Consider the following 16925-nt stretch of genomic DNA (forward strand, 5'->3'; position numbering starts at 1 on the left):
CCGATGAGGCGCGCAATATCCGCCACGCACACTGGCATAGTTTTTTGTGACTAATGTGGCTTATTTCGCCTGGATTGCGGCAGGAGCCGTCGTCATCCGCTGCGCGAAAGCGACAATAAGATCGCGCAGCTCCGGTTCGCGAACGCGTTCGGCCGCCACTTCGAAGGAGACCCACTCCAGTGAACGCTCGCCCTTTTCCTTGAACTGCTTGGCACGCTCGCTGACTTCGAGCGCATAGACCTGCACGCGGCACGGTACCTGAATGCCATCCTTCAGCATCTTGTCGTAGCCGAACGAGCCGAGCGGCTCCGTCTCCACCGTGCCGCGCACGCCGGCCTCTTCATAGGCTTCGAGGGCGGCGACCTCATGGGAAAGCTTGCCCGGCATCGGCCAGCCCTTGGGAATGACCCAGCGGCCGGTATCGCGGCTGGTCAGCAGCAACACTTCGAGATCACCCGTTTTCTTCTTCAATCGATAGCAGAGCGCGGCATATTGCTGTCGCGGCGGGCGCCGAAACATAAGTTGCACATCATTAGCTATACGGTTGAGAAAGGCCAATTGTCGGATCACCTTTTGGTGTTGGAGTGAAGCTTAGGTTGCATAATAACATTGTGTGGAAAAAATTTGCGCCACATATGACGCTATATGGTATTTCCCCACAAATTTATTCAGTGCTGCTTAGATAAAAAACAAGAGATTTGTTTTCTGATATTCGGCAGCCATTGTGCTGAAAGCGACATTGAACAGCATTTTTATGCCGCAGATGGCGCAGTTGCTTGAATGTCGCCGCTATCATACTGGGAAAAAAGATAAATTCTTGTCATGTCAGAACGACCACCCCGACGCCTGCCACCTCTGAATGCATTGCGTGCTTTCGACGCAGTGGCGCGGCGCGGCAGCATTCTGAAGGCAGCCGACGAGCTTGGAGTCGTGCGCGGCGCCGTCAGGCAGCAGTTGAATCTGCTGGAAACCCATTTCGGCATGACCTTGTTCGATCGGGAGAATGGCAGGCTGGTGCTGACGGCCAAGGGCAAGGCATTCGCTGATTCGGTCGGTGTCGCCCTCGGCATCTTGGCACGGGCTTCGGCCGACCTTTCGATCGAAAGCAGGCGGTCCATCCGGCTCGGCGTGCCCTCGGCTTTCGTGGTCTGGTGGCTGATGCCGCGCGCCGCCGGCCTGCAGGCAGCGCTTCAGAACATCGATATGGACATCGTTCCGATGGCAACGGTGGAGCCTCTGGCCAAGCGCCCGGATCTCGAGGCCGTCATCATGGGCGGCGAATACCGGCCGACGCGTGATATCACCGCGATCCGCTTCATGGAGGATGAATTCGGGCCGGTCACAACGCCGGAACTCGCCGATCGCCTCGGCCTCTCAGCCGATGTCTCGGTGCTCGCCGGTGCCGTCGCGCTCGCAAGCCGTTCCGCCCCGAGCTTGTGGGAGGATTGGTTTGCCGAAAGCGGTCATGCTCCCCTCCGCTTTGCCGGCAATCGCGAATTCGAGGATCTGCTGCTTGCGATCGGAGCGGCCCGTTCCGGGCTTGGCGTTGCCATCGCGCCGCGCACGGCCGTCGGTGACGATATCGATCGCGGCACGTTGGTGGCACCTTACGGCTTCATTCGAAGACCGGCCGGCTACAGCCTCTGCATCCGCAGCGGCGATGTGAAGGATTCGGCGCTCGTCCGGCTGGCCGATTGGCTGAGCAGGGCAGGGGCCGAAGGGATTTAGCAAGGCATCTGCTCGATCGGGATCTATATGGCAGATTTTCTGCCATGCGACGCATTGCAATGTCCATCGACAGCCAACCTCTAGCCATGCCAGATCGCCATATGGAACCTACCGGCAGGAGCGCAACATGGATCAATCCTCTTATCTTTCCCGCATCGACTGGGTGGCGCGCAGCTGCCGACTGCTGGCTGCCACGGCGGCGGAATTTCGCGACACCAGGCCCTTTGCCGGCCTGACCATCGGCACGGGCATCCATCTGGAGCCGAAGACGGTCGCGCTGCTGATGACGCTGCGGGCCGGCGGCGCGGACCTCGTCTGTACCGGCAATCTCAACAGCACGCAGCCCGAAACGGTCGACTATCTTCGTGCGCAAGGGATCAAGGTCTTCGCGACGCAGACCCGCGATGCCGAGGAGCACGGCGCGAGCCTCGATGCGATCCTGGCGGAAAAGCCGGATCTGCTGCTCGACAATGGCGGCGATCTCTTCGCCCGTGCGGCCGAGCAGCCCTATGCCAATCTTCTCGGCGGCACCGAGGAAACGACATCCGGCCGCACCCGGCTCATACCGATGCGCGACAGGCTCAACATGCCGATCCTGGTCATCAACGACAGCCCGATCAAGCAATTCGCCGAAAACCGGCATGCCGTCGGGCAGAGCCTGTTCGAGAGCTATCTGCGCTTCACCAATCGCTCCACCAATGGCAAGCGCGTCACCGTCTTCGGTTATGGCGCCTGCGGCAAGGGCACGGCGGCGTGTTTCCGCAACGCCTTTTCCGCGGTCAGCGTCGTCGATATCGATCCGGTTACGACCCTTGAGGCACACCTCGACGGCTTCTCGACGCCGCCGCGGGACGCGGCGATCCGTTCCGCCGATATCCTGATCACCGTTACCGGCTTCCGCGATATCGTCACGACAGCGGATTTGCCGCTGATCAAGGACGGTGCGATCCTGATGAATGGCGGTCACTTCCCGCATGAGATCGATGTCGAAGGCTTCCGCAACAGTCCCGACGTCGCTGGTATCGATCGCTACGCGGCCGAGCAAATCGAAACGGTCCGCATGCGCGACGGCCGCGCCTTCCATATTCTCGGCGGCGGTCACATGGCCAATCTCGCCGGCCCGCGTCCGCTGGGCAATACCATCGAATCCATGGATCTCGGCTTTACGCTGCAGGCCCGTTGCCTGGAGCGCGTTGCCAAGGGCGGACTTGGCGGCGAAGCCTGCGTCATCCCCGTTCCCACTGATATCGACGCGTTGGTCGCCTCCGCCTATCTCGACTTGGCGCGGTAAGCGTCAGGCTTTATCAAGCGCTTGCGGCAGCAAGCGGTCGTAGAGCGCCGCCATGTCGTCGCCGAAGCAGCAGAAGATGATCTCCTCGAAGACGCCATCCTTGCTTTCAGCTAGACTGGTGTGGATTGCGATCCCGGCAGCCGGTTCGGCGGGAAAGCGATAGACGCCGGTGGAGATGGCGGGAAAGGCGATGGTCTTGAGTCCGTGTTTCCGGGCAAGGCCGAGGCTGCTGCGATAACAGCTGGCGAGCAGCTCTTCCTCGTCATGATCGCCGCCATTCCAGACGGGGCCGACAGCGTGGATCACATGCCTTGCCGGCAGGCGATATCCCCCGGTGATCTTCGACTGCCCGGTTTTGCAGCCGTTCAGCCTCCGGCATTCGGCGAGGAGTTCCGGCCCGGCGGAGCGATGGATCGCGCCATCGACACCGCCGCCGCCGAGCAGGCTGCTATTGGCCGCATTGACGATGGCATCGACAGGAAGCCTGGTAATATCGCCGAGAGCCACGGTGAAGCGTGTCTTCGAGATGGAGGCAACATCGGAACGAATGATCTCGGGCGCGGACATGATGATCTCCTCGATCCTCGAAAGGGCTTTCATCGCTCCCAATAGGGAACGGGACCATAAAGTTCCGCAAGAAAATCGATGAAGACGCGCACTTTCGCTGGTAGGAACTGTCGGCTGGGGTAAACGGCCGAAAGCGTGACATTGTGCGAGCCTTCATAGGCCGGCAGGACTTGAACGAGACGGCCGCTACGCAGCTCCGGGCCGACATCCCAGGTCGAGCGCAAGGCAATGCCGAGGCCGGCGATGACGGCTTCGCGGACGACCTCGCTGGAATTGGTGATCAGCCTGCCCTCCGGCCGGAAGGTCAGGCTGCCTTGCGGGCCGTCGAGCCGCCAGGGGTCGTGATTGTGCGCCGGCAGGCAGATATGGCGGCGCAGATCCTCGATATCCTCGGGCGTGCCGTGCGTATCGATATAGGCCGGTGAAGCGCAGAGCACCCTGCGCACCGGCGCAAGCCTGCGGGCGACGAGACTGGAATCGGTGAGCTCGGCGATGCGGATGGCAAGATCGAAGCCGCCGCCGACGATATCGACGAATTCGTCGCTCAGTACCAGGTTGATCGCGAGTTCCGGATGGGCCTGCATGAAGGATTTCAGATGCGGCGCGATATGCAGCCGGCCGAAGGATGTCGGGGCGGAGATCTTCAGCGTGCCGTGCATCTGCGAGGAGCGCCCGGCAATATAGGCTTCCGCCTCTTCGAGCCCGGCGAGAATGGCAAGCACGCGGTCGTAGAAGCCCTGGCCCGCCTCCGTCAGCGAAATCTGCCGCGTGGTGCGCTGCAGGAGCCGGGTGCCGAGCCTGTCTTCGAGGCGCTTGATGCGCTTGGAAATCACCGCCGGCGAAAAACCGAGCGCGCGGCCGGTCAGCGACATGCTGCCGGTCGCGACGACGCTGGCGAAGATTTCGAGATCTCCTAAATTGGTCATGCACGATTATTACCTGTTTTGGAATAAATGCTTATCATTTGCTCCAAACTTGGGAAAGCGCTAAGCCTGTTATGCGTTAAAAGGAGGCTGCTCCCAAACCGGATGCAGGAGGAGGACGGCATGGCCGAGGCCATTTCATTTCTGGAGCCGCGTGCGGATGTTCTTGCCCGCCGCAGCATGATCGTCGCCGATCTTACCGATCTTCTCGCACCCGAATGCCTCATTCACGAGGCGCGTGAGCTCGTTCCGTTCGAAACCGATGCCTTCGTCTCCTATCGCCGCGTGCCGCTCGCCGTCGCGCTGCCGCGCTCGACGGCCGAAGTCGCCGCTGTCATGAAATATTGCCATCGCTACGGCATTCCCGTCGTGCCGCGCGGCGCCGGCACCTCGCTTTCCGGCGGCGCCATCCCGCAGGAGGATGCCGTCGTTCTCGGCCTTTCCAAGATGAACCGCATCCTCGACGTTGATTATGCCAATCGCGCCGCGACCGTACAGGCGGGGGTGACGAACCTGCATGTCTCCGAAAGCGTCTCGGCCGATGGTTTCTTCTACGCGCCCGACCCGAGCTCGCAGCTTGCTTGCACCATCGGCGGCAATATCGGCATGAATTCCGGCGGCGCGCACTGCCTGAAATATGGCGTCACGACCAACAATCTGCTCGGCGTCAAGCTGGTGCTGACCGACGGCACCGTCATCGATCTCGGCGGCAAGGCGCTGGATGCGGCGGGTTACGATCTGCTCGGCCTTGTCTGCGGCTCGGAAGGCCAGCTCGGCATCGTCACCGAGGCGACGGTGCGGCTCATCGCCAAGCCGGAGGGCGCCCGGCCGGTGCTGTTCGGCTTCGATACGTCGGAAGAGGCGGGCGCTTGCGTGGCCGATGTCATAGCCGCCGGCATCATTCCCGTCGCCATCGAATTCATGGACAAGCCGGCGATCGAAATCTGCGAGGCCTTTGCCCATGCGGGCTATCCGCTCGATGTCGGCGCGCTGCTGATCGTCGAGGTCGAGGGTTCGGAAGCGGAAATGGACGACATGCTTGCCAGCATCGTCGCCATCGCCCGGACCCATCAGGTCAAGACAGTGCGCGAATGCCAATCGGCGACGGAGGCGGCCCTGATCTGGAAGGGCCGCAAATCGGCCTTCGGCGCCACCGGCCGCATTGCCGACTATATCTGCATGGACGGCACCGTGCCGCTCAGCCAGCTTTCCCATGTGCTGAAGAAGACGGCCGAGATTATCGACGGCTACGGCCTGCGCGTCGCCAATGTCTTCCACGCCGGCGATGGCAACATGCATCCGCTGATCCTGTTCAACGCCAACGATCCCGACGATGCCGCCAAGGCGGAAGCCGCCGGCAACGATATCCTGCGGCTTTGCGTCGATGCCGGCGGTTGTCTGACCGGCGAGCACGGCGTCGGCATCGAAAAACGTGACCTGATGCGGCATCAATATGCCGATGTCGATCTTGCCCAGATGATGTCGGTGCGCGCGGCCTTCGATCCCGGCTGGCTCCTCAACCCTTCCAAGGTCTTCCCGCTTGACGGACGTAACGCCGCATGACCGAGTTTCATCCCAGGACCGAGGAGGAAGCCGCCTCCATCATCAGCGATCATGCGGCGCGCGGCGCGGCTCTCGCGATCGTCGGCGGCAACACACGATCCGGCTTCGGCAACGAGGTGGTCTCCGAAGCGGTCCTGTCGTCGCGCGATCTTGCCGGCATCGTCGCCTATAATCCGGGCGAGATGGTGATGACCGCGCGCGCTGGCACGCCGGTCGCCGAGATCGAGGCGGCCCTTGCCGAGGGTGGCCAGATGATGGCGTTCGAGCCCATGGATCATCGGCCGCTGATGGCGACGCAAGGCGAGCCGACGATCGGCGGCATTTTCGCGGCCAATGTCTCCGGCCCGCGCCGTTTCGTCAGCGGTGCAGCGCGAGACAGCCTTCTCGGCATCCGCTTCGTCAACGGCAGGGGGGAGATCGTCAAGGCCGGCGGGCGGGTGATGAAGAACGTCACCGGCCTCGATCTGGCCAAGCTGATGGCCGGTTCGCACGGAACGCTCGGCCTGCTGACGGAGGTGACCTTCCGCGTGCCGCCGAAGCCGAAGACGGAGGAGACGATCGTCGTTTCCGGCCTCAATGATGCGCAGGCGGCCAATGCAATGGGCGCGGCCATGGCCCTGCCTGTTGACGTATCGGGTGCAGCCCATTTGCCCTTGACGGTCGCCTGGTCCTTCCTCGACGGCACCATGCCGCAGGGCGAGGCGACGGTGCTGCGCATCGAGGGCCTTCCCGGCTCCGTCTCGGCCAGGGCCGAGAAACTGGCCGCGGCGATGGGCCGGCTTGGGCCTGTGAAGCGCCTCGAAGAGGATGGCAGCCGCAGGCTCTGGCGCGAGATCCGCGATGTGAAACCCTATGCCGATGCCACGATGCGCCCGATCTGGCGGGTATCGGTCGCCCCCAGCATCGGCCACCAGCTTGTCGCGGCCCTTCGCCTGGAAGCAGGCGTCGATGCCTATTACGATTGGCAGGGCGGCCTTGTCTGGATGCGCATGGAGGCGGAGCCGGAAGGCGATACGCTGCGGCGCTACATTCATGCCTTGGGCGGCGGACACGCGACCTTGATGCGCGCCACCCCAGCTCTCCGGGCAATGACACTGGCCTTCCAGCCGCAGCCCGAGGCGGTTGCCATGCTTTCCGCGCGCGTGAAGGAAAAATTCGATCCTGCGGGAATTTTTAATCCGGGGAAGATGGCGTGATGCGGATGGGTTCCTTCGTGCAGCGCCCCCTCACCCTAACCCTCTCCCCGCAGGCGGTAGGGCAATCGCATATGAGGCTTGTCGGTGCCGCAAGTTCCTTCTCCCCTCGGGGAGAAGGTGGCCCGAAGGGTCGGATGAGGGGGCTGGCCGATTTGAATGCGGGGATTTTCGTGCTCTTGGCACCCCCTCATCCGCCTGTCGGCACCTTCTCCCCGAGGGGAGAAGGGGGACGCGGCAACGCCCTCATTTCATATGGGATAGCCCTACCGCAAGCGGGGAGAGGGGACGACCTTGTTTGCAGTGCTTTATCGGATCGCCAGAGGCTGAGAGATGACGGAGGGCGCGTCTATCCCCTTCTCCCCGTTCATACGGGGAGAAGGTGGCCGCCCTTCGGTAAAAACTCAGGAGGCCGGATGAGGGGCGGAACCTTGCTCGAACGGGGACGTGCATAGATGCAAACCAATTTCACTCCCGAACAGCTTGCCGATCCGCATGTGGCCGAGTCCGAGGCGATCCTGCGCAGATGCGTGCATTGCGGCTTCTGCACCGCCACCTGTCCCACCTATGTGACGCTCGGCAACGAGCTCGACAGTCCGCGCGGCCGCATCTACCTCATCAAGGACATGCTGGAAAACGGCCGGGCCGCCGATGCCGAAGTGGTGACGCATATCGATCGCTGTCTTTCCTGCCTTGCCTGCACGACGACCTGTCCATCCGGGGTCGACTACATGCATCTGGTCGATCACGCCCGTGCCCATATCGAAAAGACCTACCGGCGCCCGCTGATGGACCGGTTGACCCGCAATGTGCTGGCGGCCGTGCTGCCCCATCCCGGTCGTTTCCGCCTGGCTCTGCGGCTTGCGAGCCTCGGCCGGCCGTTCAAGGGCCTGTTGAGGCGCGTTCCGGCGTTGAAAGCTTTCGCTGCCATGCTCGATCTTGCGCCGCGTCGCATTCCGGCGCCGTCACTCTTTGCCAAGCCCGCCCGGCATGAGCCACAGACGGAGCGGCGTGGTCGCGTCGCGATCCTGACGGGCTGTGCCCAGCCGGTGCTCGATCCGGCGATCAACGAGGCGACCATACGCCTGCTGACGCGCCTCGGCGTCGAGGTCGTCGTGCCGGAAGGCGAGGTCTGCTGCGGTTCGCTGGTCCACCATATGGGGCGCGAGGAACAGGCGCTCGCCGCCGCCCGCGCCAATGTCGATGTGTGGATGCGTGAGATCGAGGCCGGAGGGCTCGACGCCATCGTCATCACCGCCTCGGGCTGCGGTACGACGATCAAGGATTATGGCCACATGCTGCGGCTCGATCCGGCCTACGCCGAAAAGGCGGCGAGGGTTTCGGCGCTTGCCAGGGACATCACCGAATATCTCGCAAGCCTCGAGCTGCCGTCGCATATGCCGCGCGGCATCACCGTCGCCTATCATTCCGCCTGCTCCATGCAGCATGGGCAGAAGATCACCATGGCGCCGAAGCTGCTTTTGAAGGCCGCCGGCTTCACGGTGCGCGACCCGGCGGAAGGGCATCTCTGCTGCGGCTCTGCCGGCACCTACAACATCATGCAGCCGGAGATTTCGGCCGAACTGAAGGCGCGCAAGGTCAGGCACATCGAGGCGACGAAGGCCGATATCATCGCGACGGGCAATATCGGCTGCATCACGCAGATCGCCACGGGGACAGGCATTCCCATCCTGCATACGGTGGAATTGCTGGATTGGGCCTATGGCGGCGATATGCCGGCCAAGCTGAAGGGGCTGCGGCCTAATTCCGTGAAAAGCTGAGCCGCTCTATCTTTTTGTTTTCACGCAATTCCGGACGGAAAACCGCTGCGCACTTTTCCTGGAATTGCTTTAATGCAGCCTGTCCGGCGTCGGCACGTGATGAGCCTGCCATTCGACTTCGAACCTATCGGCGGCAATCCGCCTCATGCTGATGCGATCCTGCCCTTCCTCGAAGAAAATGCCATCGACCAGGCCGGCGATGCCGTCGTAAAACGAGCCTTCGACAAGGCTGGTGACCCGCCGCATCTTACGTCCCAATGCGGTAAAATCGGCAATCGACATGCATTGTCGCCGGCCATCGGCAAACACGTCGATAAGCCGGGGGACATCGCCGGTGATGTCGACCTCGTAGTAGACGATGACCGGCTCCTTGCTTTCCGGATGGATCCAGTCGCATCTGTAATAGGAAAAGCTCATGTGCTGGAACATAGCACATAATCCCCCAGGCCTGAACCGGTTTGGGAGATCGATCTCGAACCTCAGCCAGGCCGGCTTCAGAAGTTGAACGAGACGCCGAGGTTGAGCGCATGGGTGAAGACCCTGGTCTTCAGCGTGTCGCCGCTGTCGATCGAGACGTTGTTCACGAAGTTGTAGTTGCCCTTGTATTCAACGAAGGTCGACCAGTGCTCGGCGAACTGATAGCTGACGCCGGCCTGTGCCTGCAGCGAGGCGCCGCCAAATTGATAGTCGAAGGTGCGGCCGGATGCGCGGGTGACTTCGACGTGCGGCACGTTGATACCCGCACCCAGGCCGAGATAGGGCGTCCAGTTGCGGGCAGGGTCCTGGAACCGGTAGAGTGCGTTCAGCGTCAGCATGTTCAAGCCGTCGGTGAACTCGAAATGCGACCAGCCCGGCGTATTGCCGAGATCGCCATAGACCTTGGCATGCGAGTAATCCAGCGACACGCCCCAGTTCGGCTTGTCGAGCTGATCAAGCCACCAGATGCCGCGGAAGCCGAAATAGGGAGGCATCTTGAAGGATTTGCCCGACCAATTGGGGTCGAAATCGGCGCCATCCGACGTGGTCACGTTGCCGCCGGTTGCGCCCTGCACGCCGCCATAGGCGGAAAACTGCATCTCTGCGGAAGCGGAATTGGCGGTAAATACGAATGCTGAAATAGCAAGCGCGGCAAGCGCCGGCTGCCTGATGCGAAATGCACGATGCATATGAAATCCCTGGATGCCAAAGTGCTACCATCTAAACGCGCTTCCGTGACATTTCTATTGCGGTCACCTGTGCGCATGCACGGCTTAGGTGGGAAAACTGACGGTAAACTGAAGGGAATGGGCCGTTTTGCGGCAGGTCGGCGCGATAAGTTTCAGGCTGTAACACCGGTGCAACACTGGCGTCAGCAAAACCTAGCGCGGAATGGCGCGTCATGTGAGATACGGGCGTTCTTGACCTGCATGATCGGTGCCATGCCATGGTTCGGAACGCCCGCAAGCTGATTCGAATCAGGGGGAGGAGATACCGCTCCGCTTAGCCTCCGAACAGAGTTCTCAGAACATCGACTCCGCGATCCTGATAGCTGACTTCGCCCTGCTTGTTGCCGGGGCCGACGACGATGACCTTAGTGCCGACAGGGACCCGCTCGTAGAGATCCGTCACGTCCTTGTTCATCATGCGGATGCAGCCGGAAGACATATTGAGACCAATGCTCCACGGCTGGTTGGTGCCATGGATGCGGAAAGCCGTGTCGTTGCCGTTGCGATAGAGATACATGGCGCGCGCGCCAAGCGGATTGTCCTCGCCGCCGTCCTGAAAAGCAGGCAGCTTATGGCCCTTCTTGGCTTCGCGAACGATCATTTCGGCCGGAGGCGTCCAGCCCGGCCATTCCGCCTTGCGGCCGACCTTGACGACGCCGGACCAGCCGAAACCGTCGCGCCCGACGCCGATGCCGTAGCGCCTTGCACGATTGTTGCCCTCGACGAGATAGAGATACTTGTTGTTGGTGTCGACGATGACGGTGCCCGGCGCCTCGTTCGTCGCAAGCCGCACCATGCGCCGCTGGAACTGTGGTTTCACCTGGCCTTGCGGTTCCATCGCAACCCGGATCACGTCGCCGCGCGTCGCCGGTGCCGCGTAGGGCGCGGAAGCGGTAAAGGCCGCTGCATTCGACGCCGCAAGAAGACACGCCGCGACGACGCCTGTCGCCACGACCGATAGTACTGCTCTCATATGGCATTCCCCTCGTTGAATTCAGGAGGAAACTACCGGAACCTGCGAGGGGATCAAGATCAAAATGCCGAATGAGGAGAACGGCCTGGAAGAACCGCCCTCTGTTCTATCGTGGATCAGACTATAGTCTGAATTATAGTGGAGAGCTTTCAGGCGTTGCGAATACTGCCCCTTCGATGGGGAGTATCGCCGCGCAGGTCCAAAGGCTGTTGGCGCTCACATCACGATGACGCGGGTTCCGACCTTCACGCGATTATAGAGGTCGGTGACATCTTCGTTGCGCAGGCGGATGCATCCGGAAGACACGGCGTTGCCGATGGTCCAGGGCGCATTGGTGCCGTGGATGCGATAAAGGGTGGAGCCGAGATACATGGCGCGGGCGCCGAGCGGATTGGCTTCGCCGCCTTCCATGTGAGCGGGAAGATAGTGCCCCTTGGCCGCTTCGCGCGCGATCATTTCGGATGGCGGCGTCCAGTCCGGCCATTCCTGCTTGCGGGTAACGGTATGGGCGCCGGCCCATTCGAAGCCGGGCTTGCCGACGCCGACGCCATAGCGGCGCGCCTTGCCATCGTCCATCACCAGGTAGAGGAAGCGGTTATTGGTGTCGATGACGATGCTGCCGGGTCTTTCCTTGGTCTGGTAGTCGACGATCTGCGGCAGGAATTGCGGATCGATCTGGCCGCGGATTGTCGGACGCTGCGCACGGACAACGGCAACCTGCTGGACGACAGGGCGCGCAAACAGGCCGCGCGGCTGCACGACCTGACGCACCTGCGGATTTGCCTGCTGTTCCATCCTGGGATCGGCCGTGCGGCGCGCCATCGGGCGGGGATAGACGACCGGCTGCACATTGCCGCCGCCAAGCTGCATCACCCAGGGGGCGGTCAGATCGGGACTGACGATGACGGGCGGGCGCGACTGATAACGGTCGTCGGCAAAGGCGGTTGACGCAAGCAAGCTCAGAGCGCCCGCGACACACAGGACGGCATGTTTCATCATCGGACAAACTCTCTACACATGGGCCGAGGATGGGCGCGAAGGCACCCGGTCGAAACCATGGTGCCACTTGCACGCGAGCGAATGGTAAACATCTATTCATCAAAATGCCGCGAAGCCGATAAAGCTTTATCAGGGTTACCGCCTGGTTTGGAAAGATGGTTTGCAAGTGGTAAATCTGGAATCGGAATGCGCGATCGTCGAAATGTGCTTACGATTTTAAGCGTTTGATTGATCTGGTTTTATCCGATATTTGCATACCGGCTTCCGGTAGCGCGCGCTGAAATAGGGACGAATCGCGAAAATGGCCGAGACGGGCATCATCACCGGTGAAGACGGCAGGGACCGCTGCTTCTGGCACGGCAACCTGCCGGAATATCAGCGCTATCACGACGAGGAATGGGGCCGCCCGGTCGTCGACGACATCAGGCTCTTCGAGAAGATTTGCCTCGAGGGCTTTCAATCCGGCCTCTCCTGGCTGACGATCCTGCGCAAGCGCGAAAATTTCCGCGCCGCTTTTGCCGGTTTCGATTTCGAGAAGGTCGCCAGGTTTGGTGATGCCGATATCGAGCGCTGTCTCGCGGATGCCGGCATCATCCGCCATCGCGGCAAGATCGTTTCCACCATCAACAATGCCAACCGCGCCATCGAGCTGCGTGGCGAATTCGGATCGCTCGCCCGCTATTTCTGGAGCCACGAGCCAGCCGCCGCCGAACGCCCCGAGGTCTTCGATTTTGCGCATCTTCGCGCCAATCCGACGACGCCTGCTTCCGTGCGGGTTTCGAAGGATCTGAAGAAGCGCGGCTGGGCCTTCGTCGGTCCGACCACAGTCTATGCTTTCATGCAGGCCATGGGCCTAGTCAACGATCACATCGAAGGCTGCTACTGCCGGAAAGAGGTGGAGGCGATGCGTTGCGCATTGGAGCGGCCATGAAAGGCGCGCTTCTCGGCCTTTCCATGGCAATGTTCATGCTGTTTAGCGGTGTCGCCGCTGAGGCCCAGAGCGACAGCCGGCAACAGCAGCAGCCGCAGCTCGACCGTGGCGAGAAAGTCGAGAAGATCGGCTTTCCCGCCGTCCTCGAGAAGCTGACGGGCTGGACGAAATTCGGCAAGGGCAAGGTTTACACGTTGCCGCTCAAGAAGGGCCAGCATGTGCGGGTCACCTTCAGCTCCAAGAGCAAATACGCCTATATGGCGATCTTCGACCTGTCGTCGAGCGACGACGAATCCTTCTTCGGCACGGACGAGGACGGCGATACGGCCGACGTGACCGTCAACGAGGATACGACCTGGCTGATCAAGCCCTATTATTCGCGCGTCACCCGTCGTCGCGGTCTCGGCGCACCTTACGAAATCCTCATCGATCCCAATCCGCCGGCCGCGCGGCAGACGCCCGCCGATCAGCAGAAGGATCAGGGTCCGATGCTCTTCCCGCCACGTTCGAAGTAGGGACAATAGAGCCGTTCCAGGAAAAGTGCTCAGCGGTTTTCCGTCCGGAATTGCGAAACAACCGAGAGCTTACAGCAGCGCGTCGAGCACGCCGCGCAGCTCGCCGAGATGACCGATCTTGCGGAAACGCGGCGCTTCGGTCGGTTCCTCGACATGTTCGAAGGACCATGTGAGCTCGTGCGGCACGAAGACGCCATAGCTTCCGGCGGCGAGCGCCGGCACGATATCCGATTTCAGCGAGTTGCCGATCATCATCGCCCGTTCCGGCCCGTCCCCCACCTTGGAAAAAATGCGGCGATAGGTGGAGGCGTTCTTGTCCGAGACGATCTCGACCGCATCGAAGAGGTCGCCGAGCCCGGATTGGGCGAGCTTGCGCTCCTGATCGAAGAGATCCCCCTTGGTGATCAGCACCAGCAGGTATTTTCCGGACAGGGCTTCCAGCGTCTCCCGCACATGCGGCAGGGTTTCGACGGGATGGGCAAGAAGATCGCGGCCGATGTCGAGGATCTGGGCGATGACGGTCGCCGGCACTTCGCCTTCCGTGATCTCGATCGCGGTCTCGATCATCGAGAGGGTGAAGCCTTTGATGCCGAAGCCGTAGTGCCTGAGGTTGCGCTTTTCAGCCTCCAGCAGCCGCGCGGAAATGAGGTCGCTTGCGGCGTGATCGGCGAGAAGTTCGGTAAATTGCAGCTCCGTCAGCCGGTAGAACTGTTCGTTCTGCCAGAGCGTGTCGTCGGCATCGAAGCCGATTGTGGTCAAGGGGCGTTGCGTCATCGGTATGTCCGTTTTGCGCATGACATGAAGGTTGGAGTCTATCCCGCGGCGGACCGGAAGCAAGAGCGGGCGCCGGTAACCGCATCGTGATCGACGGCAGGTCTCGCGTTGAAAACGGTTTCCGGTGCATTATGTGCTTGTTGTCTCGACCGCCGCGGAGCCAGAGCCGGGCCTCGATGGCCGTCTTATGACCTCCCCAGGGTAGCGCCGATAGCGACTGCCGTGCCGAGGCCAATTCATAGCCAAAAGATATGCATTCACCGGCCGGAAGCGTCTTCCGGCTGACCACAAGGGAATTTCTCCTATGCGTTACAATCAACTCGGCAATACCGGGCTGTTCGTTTCCGAACTTTGCCTGGGCACGATGACCTTCGGTGAAGCCAATCCCGAAAACGGCCTGTGGGGCTCGATCGCGGACGTCGATCAGGCGCTGGCGGACAAGATCGTCGAAGGGTCGCTTGCGGCCGGCGTCAACTTCATCGACACCGCCGACGTCTACTCCTCCGGCAATTCCGAAAAGCTGCTCGGCCAGGCCCTGAAGAACCTCGGCGTTCCCCGCAAGGACGTCGTCATCGCCACCAAGGTCTATGGCGTCATGGGCGACAAGCCGAACGATCGCGGTGCCTCGCGCGGCCATATCATGGATTCCGTGCAGGCGAGCCTCGATCGCCTGCAGACCGATCACATCGACCTCTACCAGATCCATGCCACGGACACGGTAACCCCGATCGATGAGACGCTGCGGGGACTGGACGATCTCGTTTCGCGCGGTCTGGTGCGCTATGTCGGCGTTTCCAACTGGCAGGCCTGGCGCATCGCCAAGGCACTCGGCATTTCCGAACGTCGCGGCTTCGCCCGCTTCGAGACGGTACAGGCCTATTATTCCATCGCCGGCCGCGATCTGGAGCGTGAAATCGTGCCGCTGATGACGGAAGAGAAGCTCGGGCTCATGGTCTGGTCGCCGCTGGCTGGCGGCCTGCTCTCGGGCAAATATGGTCCCGGTGCTCCCGGCAATGGCGAGGGGCGGCGCGCGAGCTTCGACTTCCCGCCCGTCGACAAGGACCGCGCCTGGGCCTGCGTCGCCGCGATGCGCGAAGTGGCGGAGAAGCATGGCTCCAGCGTCGCCACCGTGGCGCTTGCCTGGATTCTGGCGAAGCCCTTCGTCACCAGCATCATCATCGGCGCCAAGCGCCTCGATCAGCTCGATCAGAATCTTGCCGCCGTCAAGCTGAAGCTCGATGTTGACGATATTGCAAAGCTCGATCAAGTCAGCGCGCTTCCGGCCGAATATCCCGGCTGGATGCTGGCCCGCCAAGGCGCGCAGCGGGTGCCGCAACCGTTCGAGCCGAAAGCCTGATATCATGCGGACGCCGGGCCGCCGCCATTCGTGGCGGCCCGGCTGCTGTCACAGCTCGATGACGATCTTGCCGAAGGCGCCGCGATCGAGATGATCGAAGGCGGCCGGTACTTCACCGAAAGCATAGCGGTGGTCGATGACCGGCTTCAGGCCGATACTGTCGACCGCGCGGACGAAGTCTTCGAGCGAGCGGCGGTGGCCGACGCTGATGCCTTGGATGACGGGAGATTTCAACAGCAGCGGCCCCGCCGGACCCGAAATATCGAAGCCCTCGAGGACGCCGATGACGGAGATCCGGCCGTGAAGCGCCACCGCCTTCAGCGATTGGCCCAGGTTAGGCCCGCCGGCGATTTCGATGATATGGTCGATGCCGCGATCATTGGTGAGGCGATAGACCTCCTCCACCCAATTGCTTTTGTTCCTGTCGATGCCATGATGGGCTCCGAGCGCCTTGGCCTTTGCGAGCTTCTCCGGCCCTGATGAGGTCACGAAGACCTCGGCTCCTTGTGCGGCGGCGATCTGCAGGGCGAACAGCGCCACGCCACCCGTTCCCTGCACCAGCACGCTGTCACCGGGCTTGATCTTGCCGCGCTCCACCAGGGCAAACCATGCCGTCAGGCCGGCGCAGGGCAAGGTGCTTGCCTCGGCATAATCGAGGGTTGCCGGCGCCGATACGAGCCAATCCTGCGGGATGGCGATATATTCGGAAAGCACGCCGGGATGGAAGCCGCCCAGCGTCTTGTAGGGCGGGTTGCGGGCATCGCCGAGCGGCTTGTCGTCGATCCAGCCGGGATGAAAGGTCGAAATAACCCGATCGCCAACCGAGAATCTAGTCACCCCGTCTCCCACCGCTTCGACCACGCCTGCCATATCGGAGGCTGGTAAGAAGGGAAACTGGAGCGGCAGGCCCATGCCGGTCTCACGAACGAGCTTGTCACGATAGTTCAGCGAAACGGCCTTCACCCGCACCAGCACTTCGCCGCGCGCAGGTGTCGGAACCGCCGTTTCCGAGAGGACCAAGGGGGCGCCGACGGCGACCGTCTCGAGGGCCCAGCGCTTCGTGGTTTTTGTCATCATGATCTCCTGAGAGGAATTGAAAGCAATGGAGCCACTATATCGTTGCTT

Annotated in this window: 17 protein-coding genes; 8 read left to right on the forward strand and 9 right to left on the reverse strand. The window is 61.9% G+C overall.

Translation table 11 applies throughout. From position 1 onward, the window contains the following. Positions 1–60 precede the first annotated feature (60 nt). Positions 61–558 carry an NUDIX hydrolase gene (locus tag CCGE531_RS04285; protein ID WP_205586470.1) on the reverse strand — a complete coding sequence of 166 codons (498 nt, stop codon included), beginning with the start codon at positions 556–558 and terminating at the stop codon, positions 61–63. 264 nt (positions 559–822) lie between these two features. Here CCGE531_RS04285 and CCGE531_RS04290 point away from each other — a divergent pair, with 264 nt between their 5' ends. Together CCGE531_RS04290 and CCGE531_RS04295 are read left to right on the forward strand one after the other, a co-directional pair. Continuing rightward, positions 823–1728 (forward strand): LysR substrate-binding domain-containing protein, encoded by a 906-nt coding sequence (locus CCGE531_RS04290; RefSeq protein WP_120663072.1) that lies wholly within the window; start codon positions 823–825, stop codon positions 1726–1728. A gap of 127 nt (positions 1729–1855) precedes the next feature. Then, a complete protein-coding gene (locus CCGE531_RS04295; protein WP_120663073.1) occupies positions 1856–3019 on the forward strand; it encodes an adenosylhomocysteinase in 1164 nt (387 codons plus the stop codon). A 3-nt stretch (positions 3020–3022) separates the two neighbouring features. On the opposite strand, the gene CCGE531_RS04300 is transcribed toward CCGE531_RS04295, so the two are convergent. Further along, the gene (locus CCGE531_RS04300; protein WP_120666477.1) at positions 3023–3586 is read right to left on the reverse strand and encodes an O-acetyl-ADP-ribose deacetylase; all 564 of its coding nucleotides are present in this window, start codon (positions 3584–3586) and stop codon (positions 3023–3025) included. A gap of 29 nt (positions 3587–3615) precedes the next feature. After that, positions 3616–4512 (reverse strand): LysR family transcriptional regulator, encoded by an 897-nt coding sequence (locus CCGE531_RS04305; RefSeq protein WP_120663074.1) that lies wholly within the window; start codon positions 4510–4512, stop codon positions 3616–3618. Positions 4513–4632: 120 nt separating this feature from the next. On the opposite strand from CCGE531_RS04305, the gene CCGE531_RS04310 reads away from it, so the two are divergent. The 3 genes from CCGE531_RS04310 (at position 4633) to glcF (ending at position 9046) form a co-directional block, all read left to right on the forward strand. Continuing rightward, entirely contained in the window at positions 4633–6072 is a 1440-nt protein-coding gene (locus tag CCGE531_RS04310; RefSeq protein WP_120666479.1) for an FAD-linked oxidase C-terminal domain-containing protein, read from the forward strand. Beyond that, positions 6069–7268 carry a glycolate oxidase subunit GlcE gene (gene glcE / locus CCGE531_RS04315; RefSeq protein ID WP_120663075.1) on the forward strand — a complete coding sequence of 400 codons (1200 nt, stop codon included), beginning with the start codon at positions 6069–6071 and terminating at the stop codon, positions 7266–7268. The genes CCGE531_RS04310 and glcE overlap by 4 nt, the downstream gene beginning before the upstream one ends. Before the next feature lie 452 nt (positions 7269–7720). Then, positions 7721–9046: a glycolate oxidase subunit GlcF gene (glcF, locus tag CCGE531_RS04325; protein WP_120663077.1), complete on the forward strand. Its 1326-nt coding sequence runs from the start codon at positions 7721–7723 to the stop codon at positions 9044–9046. A 69-nt stretch (positions 9047–9115) separates the two neighbouring features. On the opposite strand, the gene CCGE531_RS04330 is transcribed toward glcF, so the two are convergent. From CCGE531_RS04330 to CCGE531_RS04345, 4 genes are all read right to left on the reverse strand, one after another. Then, positions 9116–9475, reverse strand: a complete 360-nt coding sequence (locus CCGE531_RS04330) for a hypothetical protein (protein WP_245458974.1) — start codon at positions 9473–9475, stop codon at positions 9116–9118. Between the two features lie 65 nt (positions 9476–9540). Next, entirely contained in the window at positions 9541–10212 is a 672-nt protein-coding gene (locus CCGE531_RS04335; protein WP_120663078.1) for a porin family protein, read from the reverse strand. A gap of 313 nt (positions 10213–10525) precedes the next feature. Continuing rightward, the gene (locus CCGE531_RS04340; protein WP_120663079.1) at positions 10526–11224 is read right to left on the reverse strand and encodes a L,D-transpeptidase; all 699 of its coding nucleotides are present in this window, start codon (positions 11222–11224) and stop codon (positions 10526–10528) included. 216 nt (positions 11225–11440) lie between these two features. Continuing rightward, positions 11441–12223, reverse strand: a complete 783-nt coding sequence (locus tag CCGE531_RS04345; RefSeq protein WP_120663080.1) for a L,D-transpeptidase — start codon at positions 12221–12223, stop codon at positions 11441–11443. A gap of 301 nt (positions 12224–12524) precedes the next feature. Here CCGE531_RS04345 and CCGE531_RS04350 point away from each other — a divergent pair, with 301 nt between their 5' ends. Together CCGE531_RS04350 and CCGE531_RS04355 are read left to right on the forward strand one after the other, a co-directional pair. Then, positions 12525–13154, forward strand: coding sequence for a DNA-3-methyladenine glycosylase I (locus tag CCGE531_RS04350; protein ID WP_120663081.1), 630 nt, complete (start codon positions 12525–12527; stop codon positions 13152–13154). A gap of 35 nt (positions 13155–13189) precedes the next feature. After that, on the forward strand, positions 13190–13669 hold the full coding sequence (locus CCGE531_RS04355) for a hypothetical protein (RefSeq protein ID WP_245459069.1): 480 nt from the start codon (positions 13190–13192) through the stop codon (positions 13667–13669). A gap of 69 nt (positions 13670–13738) precedes the next feature. On the opposite strand, the gene CCGE531_RS04360 is transcribed toward CCGE531_RS04355, so the two are convergent. After that, positions 13739–14443 (reverse strand): HAD family hydrolase, encoded by a 705-nt coding sequence (locus CCGE531_RS04360; protein ID WP_120666482.1) that lies wholly within the window; start codon positions 14441–14443, stop codon positions 13739–13741. A 304-nt stretch (positions 14444–14747) separates the two neighbouring features. Between CCGE531_RS04360 and CCGE531_RS04365 the strand changes: the two genes are divergently transcribed. Next, positions 14748–15800 (forward strand): aldo/keto reductase, encoded by a 1053-nt coding sequence (locus tag CCGE531_RS04365; RefSeq protein WP_120663083.1) that lies wholly within the window; start codon positions 14748–14750, stop codon positions 15798–15800. A 48-nt stretch (positions 15801–15848) separates the two neighbouring features. Here the strand turns inward: CCGE531_RS04365 and CCGE531_RS04370 are convergent, their stop codons facing one another. Continuing rightward, positions 15849–16874, reverse strand: a complete 1026-nt coding sequence (locus CCGE531_RS04370) for an NAD(P)-dependent alcohol dehydrogenase (protein ID WP_120663084.1) — start codon at positions 16872–16874, stop codon at positions 15849–15851. Between the last annotated feature and the right edge of the window lie 51 nt (positions 16875–16925).

Source organism: Rhizobium sp. CCGE531, assembly GCF_003627795.1.
In the GTDB taxonomy this organism is placed as follows: domain Bacteria; phylum Pseudomonadota; class Alphaproteobacteria; order Rhizobiales; family Rhizobiaceae; genus Rhizobium.